The 13,869-nt window shown below is 61.0% G+C and carries 13 protein-coding genes and 1 pseudogene; 6 read left to right on the forward strand and 8 right to left on the reverse strand.

Annotated features, from left to right (window positions below; genetic code table 11):
* Window positions 1–130: 130 nt before the first annotated feature.
* From higA to C3F12_14620, 8 genes and pseudogenes are all read right to left on the reverse strand, one after another.
* A complete protein-coding gene (gene higA, locus C3F12_14585) occupies window positions 131–427 on the reverse strand; it encodes an addiction module antidote protein, HigA family (GenBank protein ID PWB42421.1) in 297 nt (98 codons plus the stop codon).
* A gap of 160 nt (window positions 428–587) precedes the next feature.
* The gene (locus tag C3F12_14590; GenBank protein PWB42422.1) at window positions 588–809 is read right to left on the reverse strand and encodes a hypothetical protein; all 222 of its coding nucleotides are present in this window, start codon (window positions 807–809) and stop codon (window positions 588–590) included.
* A 306-nt stretch (window positions 810–1,115) separates the two neighbouring features.
* On the reverse strand, window positions 1,116–1,403 hold the full coding sequence (locus C3F12_14595; protein PWB42423.1) for a putative addiction module antidote protein: 288 nt from the start codon (window positions 1,401–1,403) through the stop codon (window positions 1,116–1,118).
* Window positions 1,404–1,406: 3 nt separating this feature from the next.
* Window positions 1,407–1,706 carry an addiction module protein gene (locus C3F12_14600; GenBank protein PWB42424.1) on the reverse strand — a complete coding sequence of 100 codons (300 nt, stop codon included), beginning with the start codon at window positions 1,704–1,706 and terminating at the stop codon, window positions 1,407–1,409.
* Window positions 1,707–2,135: 429 nt separating this feature from the next.
* Window positions 2,136–2,594 (reverse strand): hypothetical protein, encoded by a 459-nt coding sequence (locus C3F12_14605; GenBank protein PWB42425.1) that lies wholly within the window; start codon window positions 2,592–2,594, stop codon window positions 2,136–2,138.
* 65 nt (window positions 2,595–2,659) lie between these two features.
* Window positions 2,660–2,905 (reverse strand): DUF2442 domain-containing protein, encoded by a 246-nt coding sequence (locus C3F12_14610; GenBank protein PWB42426.1) that lies wholly within the window; start codon window positions 2,903–2,905, stop codon window positions 2,660–2,662.
* Window positions 2,906–3,128: 223 nt separating this feature from the next.
* Window positions 3,129–3,419, reverse strand: a pseudogene (locus tag C3F12_14615) (transcriptional regulator).
* 862 nt (window positions 3,420–4,281) lie between these two features.
* On the reverse strand, window positions 4,282–5,115 hold the full coding sequence (locus C3F12_14620; GenBank protein ID PWB42427.1) for a restriction endonuclease subunit R: 834 nt from the start codon (window positions 5,113–5,115) through the stop codon (window positions 4,282–4,284).
* 357 nt (window positions 5,116–5,472) lie between these two features.
* Here C3F12_14620 and uvrA point away from each other — a divergent pair, with 357 nt between their 5' ends.
* The 6 genes from uvrA (at window position 5,473) to C3F12_14650 (ending at window position 13,830) form a co-directional block, all read left to right on the forward strand.
* A complete protein-coding gene (gene uvrA / locus C3F12_14625; protein PWB42428.1) occupies window positions 5,473–8,088 on the forward strand; it encodes an excinuclease ABC subunit A in 2,616 nt (871 codons plus the stop codon).
* A gap of 6 nt (window positions 8,089–8,094) precedes the next feature.
* Entirely contained in the window at window positions 8,095–9,870 is a 1,776-nt protein-coding gene (locus tag C3F12_14630) for a hypothetical protein (protein PWB42429.1), read from the forward strand.
* Window positions 9,871–10,794 (forward strand): phosphatase, encoded by a 924-nt coding sequence (locus C3F12_14635; GenBank protein PWB42430.1) that lies wholly within the window; start codon window positions 9,871–9,873, stop codon window positions 10,792–10,794.
* 111 nt (window positions 10,795–10,905) lie between these two features.
* Window positions 10,906–11,451: an HNH endonuclease gene (locus C3F12_14640; protein ID PWB42431.1), complete on the forward strand. Its 546-nt coding sequence runs from the start codon at window positions 10,906–10,908 to the stop codon at window positions 11,449–11,451.
* A 13-nt stretch (window positions 11,452–11,464) separates the two neighbouring features.
* On the forward strand, window positions 11,465–13,477 hold the full coding sequence (locus C3F12_14645) for an excinuclease ABC subunit B (protein ID PWB42432.1): 2,013 nt from the start codon (window positions 11,465–11,467) through the stop codon (window positions 13,475–13,477).
* Between the two features lie 149 nt (window positions 13,478–13,626).
* Entirely contained in the window at window positions 13,627–13,830 is a 204-nt protein-coding gene (locus C3F12_14650) for a cold-shock protein (GenBank protein PWB42433.1), read from the forward strand.
* The last annotated feature ends 39 nt before the right edge of the window (window positions 13,831–13,869 follow it).

The raw sequence follows: 13,869 nt of genomic DNA on the forward strand, positions 1-13,869 counted from the left end.
CGAAACCGGTTCTGTCCTCCAAAGTGTAGGACGGCACAGCAAGACTACTTGGGATATGACACCGCACAGAGGCGGCATTCGCTCCAGCAAGTGGTCAGCCGGGATCAATGACCGGATACCAGGGCGGGGATCATGCAACAGATTTGACTTCTTCTTCCAGCCGATCGCCGATCAGTTCCTCTTGCACCTCCAGATCGTAATGGGATTGGAGATTGAGCCACAGCCGGGCAGAGGTGCCAAAGTAGCGGCCAAGACGCAGGGCCGTATCGGCGCTGATCGAGCGCTTGCCATGCACGATCTCATTGATCCGACGGGGATCGACACTGATATCTCTCGCGAGTCTGTACTGAGAGATATTCATCGGCTTGAGGAACTCTTCCAGGAGGATTTCACCGGGATGAATGGGAGGGAAGTCTCTCTTTGCCATTTGTCTTGTACTTCTATCCCAAGACTCTCCGCGTTGCCGCTCGCGTCCTGTTTTGAAATGTATTACATACGTCCGGACGTCATTCCGGCCAAGCCCGCACAGCGGGCGCGAGCCGGAATCCAGGAAATAATGGGAGTTCCTGATCAGCTCAATGCGGTTGTCAAGCCGTCTTTATCAACTTGTTGTCGAGTTCAAGTTCGTAAGAGAGAATCGTCTTGATGTTCATTGTTTTGGAAGCCCGAAGAATTTCAATGCCAACTATTTTGTTTTCAGAAGTCGTATCTAAATTTACACCCTCAGCAATTTCAATCACCCCATCCGGCTTTTGATTACCGAATTTGATATAGACAGCATCAACGTCTTTATCGTAATGGACTTTCATTTTTTTCGTCCTTTCTTCAACGCATCACTTCATGGTGTGGGGCACCGAACGCCTGTCCATTTCCTCCAACGCCGAATACTTCGTGCCCCAATTGCGCGTCCTCATCAGAGAGGTAGAAGCCATCATCGGCCGCAACGTTCCCTTAGAGGAATGATAGACCCTCTGAACTGCGCTGAGGACAACCCTCACCTATGCCCCCGGACTGCCTGTATCGCGCCAAACAACTTCAATTGTTTATGTCAGCAGTTCGCGCGAGGCTACTCGACTGATAAGTGGGACCTTGCGATGTTGGGCATACCGTGACGCTCACGAATGAGCGGAAGAGGCCGAAAGTTTAACGCCGAGCGCATGCAGCAGCTTCAGCATCGTGTCGTAGCGCGGCTTGGCACCAGGCGCAAGCGCTTTGTAGAGGCTCTCGCGTCCAAGACCGGCGTCTTTGGCAAGTTGCGCCATGCCCCGAGCACGGGCGACATCGCGCACTGCGGTAAGAAATACGTCGGGATTCGGATCTTCGAGGGCAGCGGTGAGATATTCCGCAATAGTTTCCTCGTCGTCGAGGTAGTCTGCAGCATCGAAGGGGGCAAATTTAGCCATAGGTCACTCCTTCTCCAAAGCCCGGGCCATTTCAACGGCATGTGTGATGTCACGCTTCTGCGAGGACTTGTCCCCGCCAAGCAGAAGCAGATACATCACCTCTCCGCGACGAGTAAAATAGACTCGATAACCAGGGCCGACATGGATACGCATTTCGGAGACGCCCTCGCCCACCGGCTCACAGTCGCCAAAGTTGCCGTGCTCGGCAGAGCGGATGCGGTGAACGATACGGGCACGGCCCACCTCATCTTTCAATGCGACGAGCCATGCGTCAAATTCCTCGGAACGGTGAAAGGTATTCACACGCTTGAGTGTATCCGAGCGGATACCGCTATGCAACCCTATTCGGCAGCCCGAGTACCTTCAGAGTATATGGCCAGACGTCCAGTGTCGTAGGCGACGATGAGCGAGCGAATCCCGGCATGTCGCTTACCCTCATCGACAGGCCACGGCTCCCGGCGACCGAACTAGTCCGTGAGCCGTTTGCTTGGGTGAGCCTTCGCGTCTTTGTGGGAAATGACGCTCTGGGATTCTGCGCGTTCTGGTGTCCTGTTTCTGAAATTCGTCGCATATTTCTCGCCGTCATTCCGCCCCCGATCAGGTCTGGGGCCGTATCGCGGGCGCGAGCCGGAATCCAGGAAATAACGGGAGTTCTGGATGCCGGCTTTCATTGAACTTCTGGCTCAGGACACCGGACTTTCCTTGTGTCACCCATGTCCCCGGACTGTTTTGTCACCTACCCTCCCGGCCGGTCGGCTTCTCGTCGGGTCCGACCAGGTGCACGCCATTCCTCCGGCACCACTCCTTGAGCGCGTCCTCGGTCGCCTCAGCTTCGAACGCATACCATTGCTCAAGACACCCTTCCGCAGCCAGGACTTCCTTGAAGCACCCGTATGCTCCCCGATGGCGGAAGATATCCGCGACACGGTCATATCGATGAGGAAGATGTGCCTCGACGAAACGGAGGGCAAGCCGCCGACCCAGATTCAGGTCGTTCTTGTGTGGTATCGCCAGGAATCGATCCGAGGTGCCCAGATCATCCGGGGTCTCTTCTTCCTGAATCGGGTTCAGTTCCGACATCCAGTAGATCCGACCGGTATCCAGAGACACGTACGCGCGGTGCTCCATCGGAGCGCCGGAGCTCACGAAGTCGAACGCGAGCGACAGATCCTCGTACGTGATCGTGACCACTCCGGAATTCATTCGGCCTGACGGTCGCGATGAGCCGCCGCAGGTCGGGCGGTTCGATCGCGTAGTTATGCTGCAACCCGCACCTTCTCGTACAGATATTCCGGGGCGAAGTCAGCCCCGTTTGACCAGGAGAGAGTATGGAATTCGGGGTGTACGATGAACTGCCGGAACAGGACCTGGTCCTTGAGCGGTTCAAAGACTTCCCCGTATAACTCCCCGCTAAGATCCACGTCACCTTTCGTTCCGTCCGAAAACCGAAGGTGAATTGTGAACCCTTGGACATAGTGCGCTTCCTCAACTCTCGGTATCATCTCGCTACTCCAATGGTGCGATCTTATTTGCCGGTCGCCCGGCCTGAACAAGGTTCCAATCCTCAAGGAGTTCCGCTTGGTGAAGGTCGAGCCACTCCAGCACGAGGCGCAATGCGCGCTTGGCCGGAATGACGTCCGCAAGTATGCAACGAATTGCAGAAACAGGACGCTGGATTACCTTCACGCAACAGGCCAGCGGGCTGGTTTCAGTTCAGGGGAACGCCTACGCTCCCAGGGCATGGGCGACGGCCTCCGGATTGTCTGCAGCCACCTTCAGCAGCGCCCGCGCCGGGCCTTCAGGCACTCGCCGTCCTTGTTCCCAGTTCTACAGCGTCGCCAGGCTGACGCCGATCATCAGGGCGAACTCGGATTGTGACTTGCCGAGCTTGCCACGGATCGCCTTGATGTCAGCCGGATGAAACGTGAAAACCCGGGCCGGCCTCATCGTGCCCCGCCGGATCCGCCCAGCCTGACGAACACTCCTGACGAGATTCTGGAAGTCCTTCTCTCTCACCTGAACTCCTCCCGGACCAGGCCGCTCAGCACCTTAAACTATTGGGAGGGCAACGAACCGCATGGGTTAGTGTCCCCTCCGGGGATGGTGGAAACCCCTCGCCTTCAGGCGAAGCAGGTATGGGCGATATGTGCGCGACGCGAACATGAGCTCCCCTTCCCCCTTGAGGAAGGGAAGGCTGGGATGGGGGTGAACGGAGCAGTTGTCCCCCTATCACCCCCACCCTCGCCCTCCCCCATCGCAGGGGGAGGGGATTCACGGTCGGCTTCAAGCCGACACTCTGTAAACCCCTTGGCTTACAGCCAAGGGTTGTTTAGTGTACGCTACTGGCTGATACAAGGCAAAGATTATGGTGACAGTTATTTGGTCGGCTAATCGTGGTGTGCCCGGAGCGCCGGGCACGGCACCCACGAACGGATAGCGCTTTTCGGCGCGTCTGCCACTACCGCTACGTTAGGTCGCTGGCCCCGATACTTACTTCGGCACGTTGAAAATTGCGATACGCTTCTTTCCGATATTGAAGGTCTGGAGGAGCGTAGCCGCAAATACCCGCTTTTTTCCTTTTGTAGTCGCTAAACGCCAACCGGTACCCTTGGTCATCTTTGCACCGTTTGGCGCTTTGGTTCCTTTAATTGTTATTTCGCCTGCCATGGCCAGTTCCCCCTGTTGTGGTTGATGGCGACTCGCACCTCCGATGCGTTGCTGGCTTCTTACGCGCATCTAGCTGCTGGTGTACTTACATGCCGGTTCCCTTACCTCGGCCCTGTACCTCTCCCTTGGCACTGTAGGGCAGAATATCAAGCGTGGCAGGGCAGCTACAACGCCTGTGGACCCTCTATCCTTGCCGGTTCTCAACGGAACCCTAGTCCTCCGACGCTTGCATTTCGGATGAGCACGCCTCTCCGATCGATAGCGTGTCAATACCGGAATCCTTCTTGTCGTCGGAGGTGCTTCGAGCACGCCTGGCAAGCTTTCCGTAGAATTTACGAATGCGGGTAGAGGCTTTGGCCGCTTCGTCCCCCTCAAGAACGTCCCGCTTCAGCACCTCATCCCTGAGAACCTTGCATATTTCCTCGGGGGATATCAAGACGCCGTCCGACAGCTTGCGAAGCTCGCGTCGAATCACCGACACGACGTCGTCCGTCAAAATGAGTGCGCCAAGGACGAAGCGGTTGACGGTTTGCGTCTTTTCATGAAATTCCTCCCGGGCATCCTTGGCGAGCCCTTCCTTGCAGACGACGAAGAGCATTTCAAGGTGCTCGTCATTCTTTGGGTTCAAATCGAGGAAATTGAACGCGCAGACAAGATCGTAGGCGATTGGTTGCTCAAAACGAATCTTGTAGACCTGCCAGGAATCGGCATTCGTGAGGATGACCCACTGAACTCCCTTATTGGCACCGTATTCGATTGCCTGGCGAAGATGGCTGTCTTTGAGATCGAGCCCGATTGCCTTGGCCTCAATCAGGTATTCGACTTTACCGTCATTCTTGATAGCGAGGTCACAGTAAGTGCCGCGGACTGCGAACTCGCTGGTAATATCGAGGTGTTTGTCATACCCAAAGACCTCGGCGAGGGTATCCCTGATGATTGAAACGGTGTCGGACTCGTTGACATCGCGGTCTTTGGCAATTTTGATTACCTGCTGAAACTTCGCGAGGGATCTGACGAGTCGATCCTGAACGCGTTTGGGAACCATTCTTCAGCCCTCCTTGCCTTTGTTTGTTTCTGCCCAACTACGATAATATTGACCTGCATAGCGCCAGACAAAAATCATTAACATACGCGGGATTTTCTTGCCATTTCTCAGATTTGTCAACGGAATTTCGACAAGGGAATGTATGGATTCGACAGGCTCACCATGAACGGATTGTAAAGATACTTCTGCCCTGTTGCCTTGCTGGGGGAGGAAAATCGGTTATAATAAAAGTTTAGCGCCAGCAGGTAAACAGGCTGAAGACTGAAGGCTTTTAGGAATAAGCCATGCGCGAGCACACAAAACTTCGGGCATTCTAGCCCTCAGTCTAAGCGCCTAATTTGTAGGGGTGAGTCACTTATGGCAAGCGATAAGATTCTGATTCGGGGTGCGCGAGAGCACAATCTGCAGTCGATCGATCTGGAGATCCCGCGGGATAAGCTGGTGGTCATTACCGGTGTCTCCGGCTCCGGGAAGTCGTCGTTGGCCTTCGACACCATCTATGCCGAGGGGCAGCGGCGCTATGTCGAGTCGCTGTCCACCTACGCCCGGCAGTTCCTGGAACAGATGGACAAGCCGGACGTGGACCTGATCGAGGGGCTGTCGCCGGCGATCTCCATCGAGCAGAAGACCACCAGCAAAAACCCCCGGTCGACCGTCGCGACGGTGACGGAGATCTACGACTACCTGCGTCTGCTGTTTGCCCGGGTCGGGAAGCCGCACTGCTACACCTGCGGCAAGCCGATCACCTCCCAGACGGTCCAGCAGATCGTGGACCAGGTCCTGGCGCTGCCGGATGGGAGCAAGTTTCAGGTCCTGGCGCCGGTCGTCCGGGGGCGGAAGGGGGAGTACCGCCAGGTCTTCGCCGACCTGCGCCGACAGGGGTTCGTTCGCGTCCGCGTCGACGGCAAGCTTCGAGAGCTTGAGGAGACGATCGAGTTGGACAAGAACAAGAAACACACCATCGAGGTGGTGGTGGATCGGCTGATCCTGAAGACCGATATCCGAAAACGACTGGCCGATTCACTTGAGACCGCGCTGAAGCTCAGCGAGGGGATTGTGGTCGTCAACCTCCTCGAACCGGTGAAGGATCTGGTCTTCTCCGAGCGGCTGGCCTGCATCGACTGCGGCGTCAGCTATCCGGAGGTCAGCCCTCGCATCTTCTCGTTCAACAATCCGCACGGTGCCTGCCCCACCTGCGACGGTCTGGGCACCAAGCTGGACGGGCGGATGGACGATCTGCCCGGTATCCTGGAACCATGGCACGGCGGCCCGAACATCCACTATCTCGACCGCCGCTACAAGGAGACCTCGTCCACCAAGGTGCGGGAGGAGATCGAGAACTATGTCAAGCGGCTGGCCAGCGTCCGCCCGTGTCCGACGTGCCATGGGGCGCGCCTGCGGCGGGAGTCGCTGGCCATCAAGATCGACGGCAAGTCGATTGCGGAGGTGACCCGCTATTCGGTCAAGGCGGCGCTTCACTTTTTCCAGAAACTCGAACTCGGCGAGAAGGACCGCGAGATCGCCCGCCGCATCCTCAAGGAGCTGCGCGAGCGCCTGACCTTCCTCGTAAACGTCGGCCTTGACTATCTGACCCTCGACCGGACCGCCGCGACGCTGGCCGGCGGCGAGGCGCAGCGGATTCGTCTCGCGACACAGATCGGCAGCTCGCTGGTCGGTGTCCTGTACATCCTGGACGAGCCCAGCATCGGCCTGCATCAACGGGACAATGTCCGCCTGCTGAATACGCTGAAGCGGCTGCGCGATCTGGGCAACACGGTCCTGGTTGTCGAGCACGACGAGGACACCATCCGCGCCGCCGACTACGTCATCGACCTGGGGCCGGGGGCGGGGATCTCCGGCGGGCGGGTGGTGGCGTGCGGGACCCCCCGCGATATCGTCCGGGACAAGGGTTCGCTGACCGGTCAGTACCTGTCGGGACGACTGACCATCCCTGTACCCGCCATTCGACGGCGGGGGAACGGGCTGGTCCTCACCATCGTCGGGGCGCGCGAACACAACCTCAAGAACATCGAGGTGGAGATCCCGCTGGGGGTATTCACCTGTGTGACCGGCGTCTCCGGTTCCGGCAAGAGCACCCTGGTGAACGAGATCCTGCGGCGGGCGCTGGACCACCAGCTCTACGGCTCGCGGGAGCGACCGGGGGCGCACGATAAGATCCTGGGCGCCGAACACATCGACAAGGTGATCGATATCGATCAGTCGCCCATTGGCCGCACCCCGCGCAGCAACCCGGCCACCTATACCGGCGTCTTCAGCTTCATCAGGGAGCTGTACGCGCTGGTGCCGGAGGCGCGTATGCGCGGCTACAAACCGGGCCGCTTCAGCTTTAATGTCAAGGGCGGCCGCTGCGAGGCCTGCCAGGGCGACGGGCTGATCCAGATCGAGATGCACTTCCTGCCCGACGTCCATGTGACCTGCGATGTCTGCAAGGGGGCGCGATACAACCGGGAGACGCTGGAGATCACCTATAAGGGGAAGAGTATTTCGGAGGTCTTGGATATGTCGGTGGAGGAGGCGCTCCGCTTCTTCGAGCCCGTCCCCAAGATCAAGGAGAAACTGCAGACCCTGTTCGACGTGGGCCTGGGCTACATCAAGCTGGGCCAGTCGGCCACGACGCTGTCGGGCGGCGAGGCGCAGCGGGTCAAGCTGTCGCGGGAACTGAGCAAACGGGGGACCGGCCGGACCATCTATATCCTGGATGAGCCGACCACCGGGCTGCACTTCCACGACATCAGCCAGCTCTTGGAGGTCCTGCACCGCCTGACCGATGTCGGCAATACCGTCCTGGTGATCGAGCACAATCTGGAGGTGATCAAGACGGCCGACTGGATCATCGACCTTGGGCCGGAGGGAGGCGACGACGGCGGACAGGTCGTCGTGGCGGGACGGCCGGACGAGGTGGCGGCCCATCCGACCTCGTACACCGGCCAGTTCCTCAGCCGGATGCTGTAAGGCCACATGGACGCCTTGTGCCTTGCCGCGATTGTCCAGGAACTGCAGGCCATCCTTCCGGGCGCCGAGATCAATCGCATCCAGCAACTCGATCGGTGGAGCCTGCTGCTGGTCTTTTACGGGGGACAAGGGCCTGGCGGGCTCGTACTCTCCGTCATGCCGGGCGCACCCAGGGTCGAGTTGTGCCGGCCGCCCCGGAAGCCCGCTGTTCATGTGTCGAGATTTGGGGACCTGATCGCCTCAAAGACCAAAGGGGCGGTAATCGAGGGGATTGAGCAGGTGGGGCTGGATCGGATCGTGGCAATCCATCTGCGCGGCGGCCCGCTATCCGACGCGGCCATGACGCTCTATCTGGAGATGCTTGGGGCCGCGGGCAATATGGTCCTTGTCGATCGAGCGACCGGGACGGTGACCGATCGCCTGCGAGCGGCCTCCGGCCGAACGGGGGGTGCGACGTCGGGACCGGGTGAGCCATATCGGCCCCCCCTCGATGATCGGCGCATCGATCCCAGGAGCATCGGGGAAGAGCAGTTCCACGCGATGGTCTGCGGATGCCTCGCTGACGGGATGGACGCGGCGCGCGCACTGTCGACCGGCCTTGCCGGGTTCAGCCCATTGATGGCGAGGGAACTGGCGGCCCGCGCCGGTTCCTCGACCCTCGTCCCCCACGATGAGCAGGCGCGCGCACTGTGGAAGTCGTTCCGCGAGCTGATGGACCGCGTGGCCGCTGCCGCCTTTGAACCCAGGCTCCTGCTGGGAGACGATGGGGAGCCTGTCGGCACCGCCGCCTTTCCGCTTGTGACGGTGCCCGCCGAACGTCAGGTTCCGTATTCCACCATGTCCGAGGCGCTGGCTGCCTGCCATCAAGGCCGCGAGCAGGGTGTGCAGTTGGGTGTCCTTCGGGCTGAGTTACGACGGAACTTGCAACGTGAGATCGACGCGACAGCCCGGCTGTCGACAGCGCTCGAGCAAGAGGCCGCGCTCTATCGCGAGGGGGAGATCCATGCTCGGAAGGGGCAACTCCTGCTGGCCAACCGGGCTCGCATTCGGCGCGGTCAGCAGACGGTCGAGCTGACCGACTATGCCGATTCGGGTACACCGTTGCTGCGCATCGAGCTGGATCCCACCTGCTCCATCGAGGACAATGCCCAACGCTACTTCGCCCTGCACCGCAAGGCGAAGCGCGGCGCCGCGATCGTCGATCAGCGTCTTACGGAGACGACGACGCGGCTGCATACGCTGTGTGCGATGCTCGAACAGATCGAGGCGGCACAGGATCCGGACGCGCTGCAGCAGGTGGATGCCGCCCTGGCCCGCATCGTCAGACGGCGGCCCGCCCAGGCGCCGACAGCACCGCATGCTCGGCCGTCCGAGGGGCCAGAGCCGCGCGCCTTTCGCTCGTCGGACGGTCTGGCCATTCTGGTCGGCCGGAACGGGCCGGGCAACGATCACCTGACCTGGCGGCTGGCCAGGTCGCACGATCTGTGGCTGCACGCCCAGGGGATCCGCGGCTCGCACGTCGTCGTGCGTCTGGCGAAGGGGAAGCCGGCCCCGCCGCGAACGCTGTGCGAGGCAGCGCAACTCGCGGCCTACTATAGCCGCGCGCGCGGCGAGGTCAAGGTGCCGGTGGACTATGTCCTGCGGAAATTCCTGCGGAAGCCCAAGGGCGCTGCGCTTGGCGCTGTGCTGCTGACACAGGAGAAGACGATTGCCGTTCGGCCTGAGGCCGACCTGGTCCGGCGTCTGCACGCTGCTGCGGATTCGCACCATACTGGAGCATAAATGGGGATCTACGCAGCCATCGATATCGGGACGAATACGCTGCGCCTGCTTGTGGCCAACGCGACGGCCTCTGATCGCTTTACCGTTCTGCATGAGGAGCAGGAGATCGTGCGCCTCGGCGAGGGGTTGCTGCCGAGCCGGGTGCTCCAGGAGGCGGCGATGCGGCGCAGCGTGGCGGTCCTCGGACGGTTCGCCGAGACGGCTCGGCGTTTCAGGCCCGCGCGTATCGCGGCGGTCGCCACCAGCGCCGTACGGGAGGCGCGCAATCGCGAGGCGTTCGTGGCGGCGGTGCTTCGAGAAAGCGGGCTCAGTGTCCGGGTGATCGACGGCAACGAGGAGGCGCGCCTCACCCTTGTGGGCGTTCAGCAGGGGCTCGGTCTGGGGTCGAGCCGGGTCCTGGTCATGGACATCGGCGGGGGGAGCACCGAGTTCATCGTCGCTGCGGGGGAGGCGATTGAGGCGATGGTGAGCACCGGCCTGGGCGTGGTCAAGCTGACCGAGGCGCATCTGCATCACGATCCCCCGACCGCCGGTCAACTGGAGGCGGTTGAGCGGGCAATCGCCCAACGGGTCGGGCGGTTGCGCGCTGAGCTGCCTGATCTCGCCGGGACGACGCTCATCGGTACCGCCGGGACGCCGACCACGCTGGCCGCGATCGATTTGGGGCTGCCCGTCTACAGCGCGCCCCGGGTGAACGGTCATCGGTTGTCGAGGGACCGAACACGGTCTCTGCTGCAGGAGTTGGCGAGCATACCGCTGACGACGCGGCGCGAGACCCCGTCTCTGGAACCCGGCCGGGCCGACGTCATTATCGCCGGCACTGCGCTTCTCGTCACCGCGATGGCCCTGCTGGCCTACGACGAGTGCACGGTCAGCGACAGCGGCCTGCGTGAAGGGATCCTCCTCGACCTCCTTAGGCAGTAGGCGTGGCAAAGTTGGCGTTGTTTCCTTTGCGTTGACAATGCTCCTCGTTGTATGCTAAGGATGATTCGTGTATACGGGGATTCGCAAGCATGAAGCCCACTGAATCGCTCGATGGACACCGACAAAGTATTGGTACTGAATAACTCCTTCGAACCCCTCCACGTCTGCACCGCGCGAAGAGCCGTCATTCTGCTGTACACCGGGAAGGCCGAACGGATCGAGGACGGTCCACGCGTCATTCACTCTCCCTCGATCGTCATTATCATCCCGACCGTCATCCGCCTCCATCGCTATGTCAAGCGCCCCATCATCCCCGCGGTCTCCTTCAACAAGAAGAATATCCTGAAACGGGACGCCTATACCTGCCAGTACTGCGGACAAAACGGGGGCGAACGGATGACCATCGATCATGTGATCCCCCGGTCGCGGGGCGGTCGGACCGTCTGGGAGAACGTTGTCAGTGCCTGCCGCGCCTGCAATCTGAAGAAGGGGAGCAAGCCCCTGCACGAGGTCAGTATGAGCCTGCTCCGTAGGCCGGTTAAGCCGGTCTCGATCGTGTATCTCGGCCTCATGTTCTATTCCCCGCACGGGGTCGGGTCCTGGAGCAAATACCTCCCCCGCAACGTAGGAGGGGACCTGTCGGGCTCCCTGTCCTGACCACCCCACCACCATGCCCAACTTTAAGCTCGTCTGCGACTATCAGCCCAAGGGCGATCAACCCCAGGCGATCAAGCAACTGATCGACGGATGCCTGCAAGGGAGGCCGCACCAGGTCCTGCTTGGGGTCACCGGGTCGGGGAAGACCTTTACCATGGCGAACGTGATCGCGGCCGTTGAGCGCCCCACGCTGATCATCGCGCACAACAAGACCCTGGCGGCCCAGCTCTTTGAAGAGTTCAAGGCATTTTTCCCGCACAACGCCGTCGAATACTTCGTCAGCTACTACGACTATTACCAGCCGGAGGCGTACCTGCCCGTCACCGACACCTTCATCGAGAAGGATTCAATGATCAACGATCAGATCGACAAGCTGCGCCATTCGGCGACCCGGTCGCTGCTGGAGCGGCGCGACGTGGTCATCGTAGCCTCGGTCTCGTGCATCTACGGCCTCGGTTCGCCGGAGGCCTATTATGGGATGATGCTTTTCCTGGAGCGGGGCGGCCAGTGTAATCGGGAGGCGATGCTCCGGAAGCTGGTGGAGATCCAGTACCAGCGCAACGAGTACGATCTGCACCGCGGCGCCTTCCGGGTCCGGGGGGACGTGGTGGAGATCTTCCCCGCCTACGCCGACACGGTGGTCCGGGTGGAACTGTTTGGCGACGAGGTGGAGGGGCTATGGGAGATTGATCCGGTGACGGGCGAACGGATCCAGGCGCTCTATCGGGTGCCGATCTATCCGGCGACGCACTATGTGACTCCCCGCGACCGCCGAGAGGCGGCCTTCGCCGCGATCCTCGAGGAGTTACAAGCGCAGATCGCGTCGTTTGAGCGGACCGGGAAGCTGTTGGAGGCGCAGCGGCTCAAGCAGCGGACTGCCTTCGACATCGAGATGATGCGGGAGGTCGGGACCTGCAAGGGGATCGAGAACTACTCCCGCCACCTGTCGGGCCGGGCGGCCGGCGAGGCGCCCCCCACGCTGATGGACTACCTGCCGCGGGACGCCCTGGTGATGATCGACGAGTCGCACCAGACGATCCCGCAGGTCCGCGGCATGTACCACGGCGACCGTTCGCGCAAGCAGACGCTGGTAGAGTACGGCTTCCGCCTGCCGTCGGCCCTCGATAATCGGCCGTTCACCTTTGAGGAGTTCGAGCGGGCGGTGCATCAGGTCGTCTACGTCTCGGCGACGCCGGGCCCCTATGAGTTGGCGAAGGTCAAGGGGGAGATCGTGGAACAGATCATCCGCCCTACCGGGTTGATCGACCCCGAGATCCAGGTCCGACCGATCCGAGGGCAGATCGACGACCTGATCGGCGAGGTCCGGGCGGTCACCGCCAGAGGCCATAGGGTCCTGGTGACGACGCTGACCAAACGGATGGCCGAGAACCTGACTGATTACCTCGCCGAGGTCGGGATCCGGGTCCGCTATCTGCACTCCGACATCGATACGCTGGAGCGGAATGAGATCATCCGCGAACTACGGCTGGGGAAGTTCGATGTGCTGGTCGGGATCAACCTGTTGCGGGAAGGATTGGATATCCCCGAGGTGGCGCTGGTCGCCATCCTGGATGCCGACAAGGAGGGGTTCCTTCGCTCTACCGGCTCCCTCATCCAGACCATCGGCCGGGCCGCCAGAAACGTCGAGGGGCGGGTGGTGCTGTATGCGGATACCGTCACCGATTCGATGCGGCGCGCCATGGATGAGACCGAGCGGCGACGCGAGCGTCAAGTGGCCTATAACCTCGAGCACGGCATCACGCCGGAGAGCATCAAAAAGTCGATCTCCGATGTCCTCTCCAGCGTCTGCGAGCAGGACTACTATACCGTGCCGACTACGCCCGATGTCGAGGCGGCCGACCGCGTGACGCAGGAGGAGTTACCGGCCTACATCGAGCAGTTGGACAAGGAGATGCGGGCGGCGGCGAAGCGGCTTGAGTTCGAGCGGGCCGCATCGCTGCGAGACCGTATCCGGGAACTGGAGCGGCATCGCTCACACGGACCCGGACAACGCACGAAGACCTGACCCCCTCTGCCCGCACACCCTGTGGGTGGGGAGAGGGGAAATACAGGTTGGGGCGCATGCGGCAATAGTGAACCAATCTCGGACGTAGGACACTGGACAGGCCGGCGCCCCACAGACACAGGCCCCCTTTGAGGGGCGAGGAGACGACGATGAAAGGTAAGGTCAAGTGGTTCAATGTGACGAAGCGGTTCGGGTTTATCGTGCGGGATGACGGCGGGCAGGACGCGTTCGTCCACGCGAGCGACGTCGAGGGGGGCGCCACCTTGAGGGAAAACGACACGGTGGAGTTCGACCTGGGTCAGGATGATCGCGGCCGCGCCAAGGCGGTCCGGGTTCGTGTGCTACGGGGGTAAAGATCTCGTGAGGCGTTGAGCGTCCAGCGTGACGAGTGG

The organism is Candidatus Methylomirabilota bacterium, from assembly GCA_003104975.1.
Taxonomy (GTDB): domain Bacteria; phylum Methylomirabilota; class Methylomirabilia; order Methylomirabilales; family Methylomirabilaceae; genus Methylomirabilis.

Excerpts from the sequence above, each read along its gene's own strand:
- C3F12_14595 (PWB42423.1), bottom strand. The coding sequence starts at position 1,403 with ATGGCTAAATTTGCCCCCTTCGATGCTGCAGACTACCTCGACGACGAG.
- C3F12_14635 (PWB42430.1), top strand. The coding sequence starts at position 9,871 with ATGGGGATCTACGCAGCCATCGATATCGGGACGAATACGCTGCGCCTG.
- C3F12_14645 (PWB42432.1), top strand. The coding sequence starts at position 11,465 with ATGCCCAACTTTAAGCTCGTCTGCGACTATCAGCCCAAGGGCGATCAA.
- C3F12_14650 (PWB42433.1), top strand. The coding sequence starts at position 13,627 with ATGAAAGGTAAGGTCAAGTGGTTCAATGTGACGAAGCGGTTCGGGTTT.
- higA (PWB42421.1), bottom strand. The coding sequence starts at position 427 with ATGGCAAAGAGAGACTTCCCTCCCATTCATCCCGGTGAAATCCTCCTG.
- C3F12_14640 (PWB42431.1), top strand. The coding sequence starts at position 10,906 with ATGGACACCGACAAAGTATTGGTACTGAATAACTCCTTCGAACCCCTC.
- C3F12_14610 (PWB42426.1), bottom strand. The coding sequence starts at position 2,905 with ATGATACCGAGAGTTGAGGAAGCGCACTATGTCCAAGGGTTCACAATT.
- C3F12_14620 (PWB42427.1), bottom strand. The coding sequence starts at position 5,115 with ATGGTTCCCAAACGCGTTCAGGATCGACTCGTCAGATCCCTCGCGAAG.
- C3F12_14590 (PWB42422.1), bottom strand. The coding sequence starts at position 809 with ATGAAAGTCCATTACGATAAAGACGTTGATGCTGTCTATATCAAATTC.
- uvrA (PWB42428.1), top strand. The coding sequence starts at position 5,473 with ATGGCAAGCGATAAGATTCTGATTCGGGGTGCGCGAGAGCACAATCTG.
- C3F12_14630 (PWB42429.1), top strand. The coding sequence starts at position 8,095 with ATGGACGCCTTGTGCCTTGCCGCGATTGTCCAGGAACTGCAGGCCATC.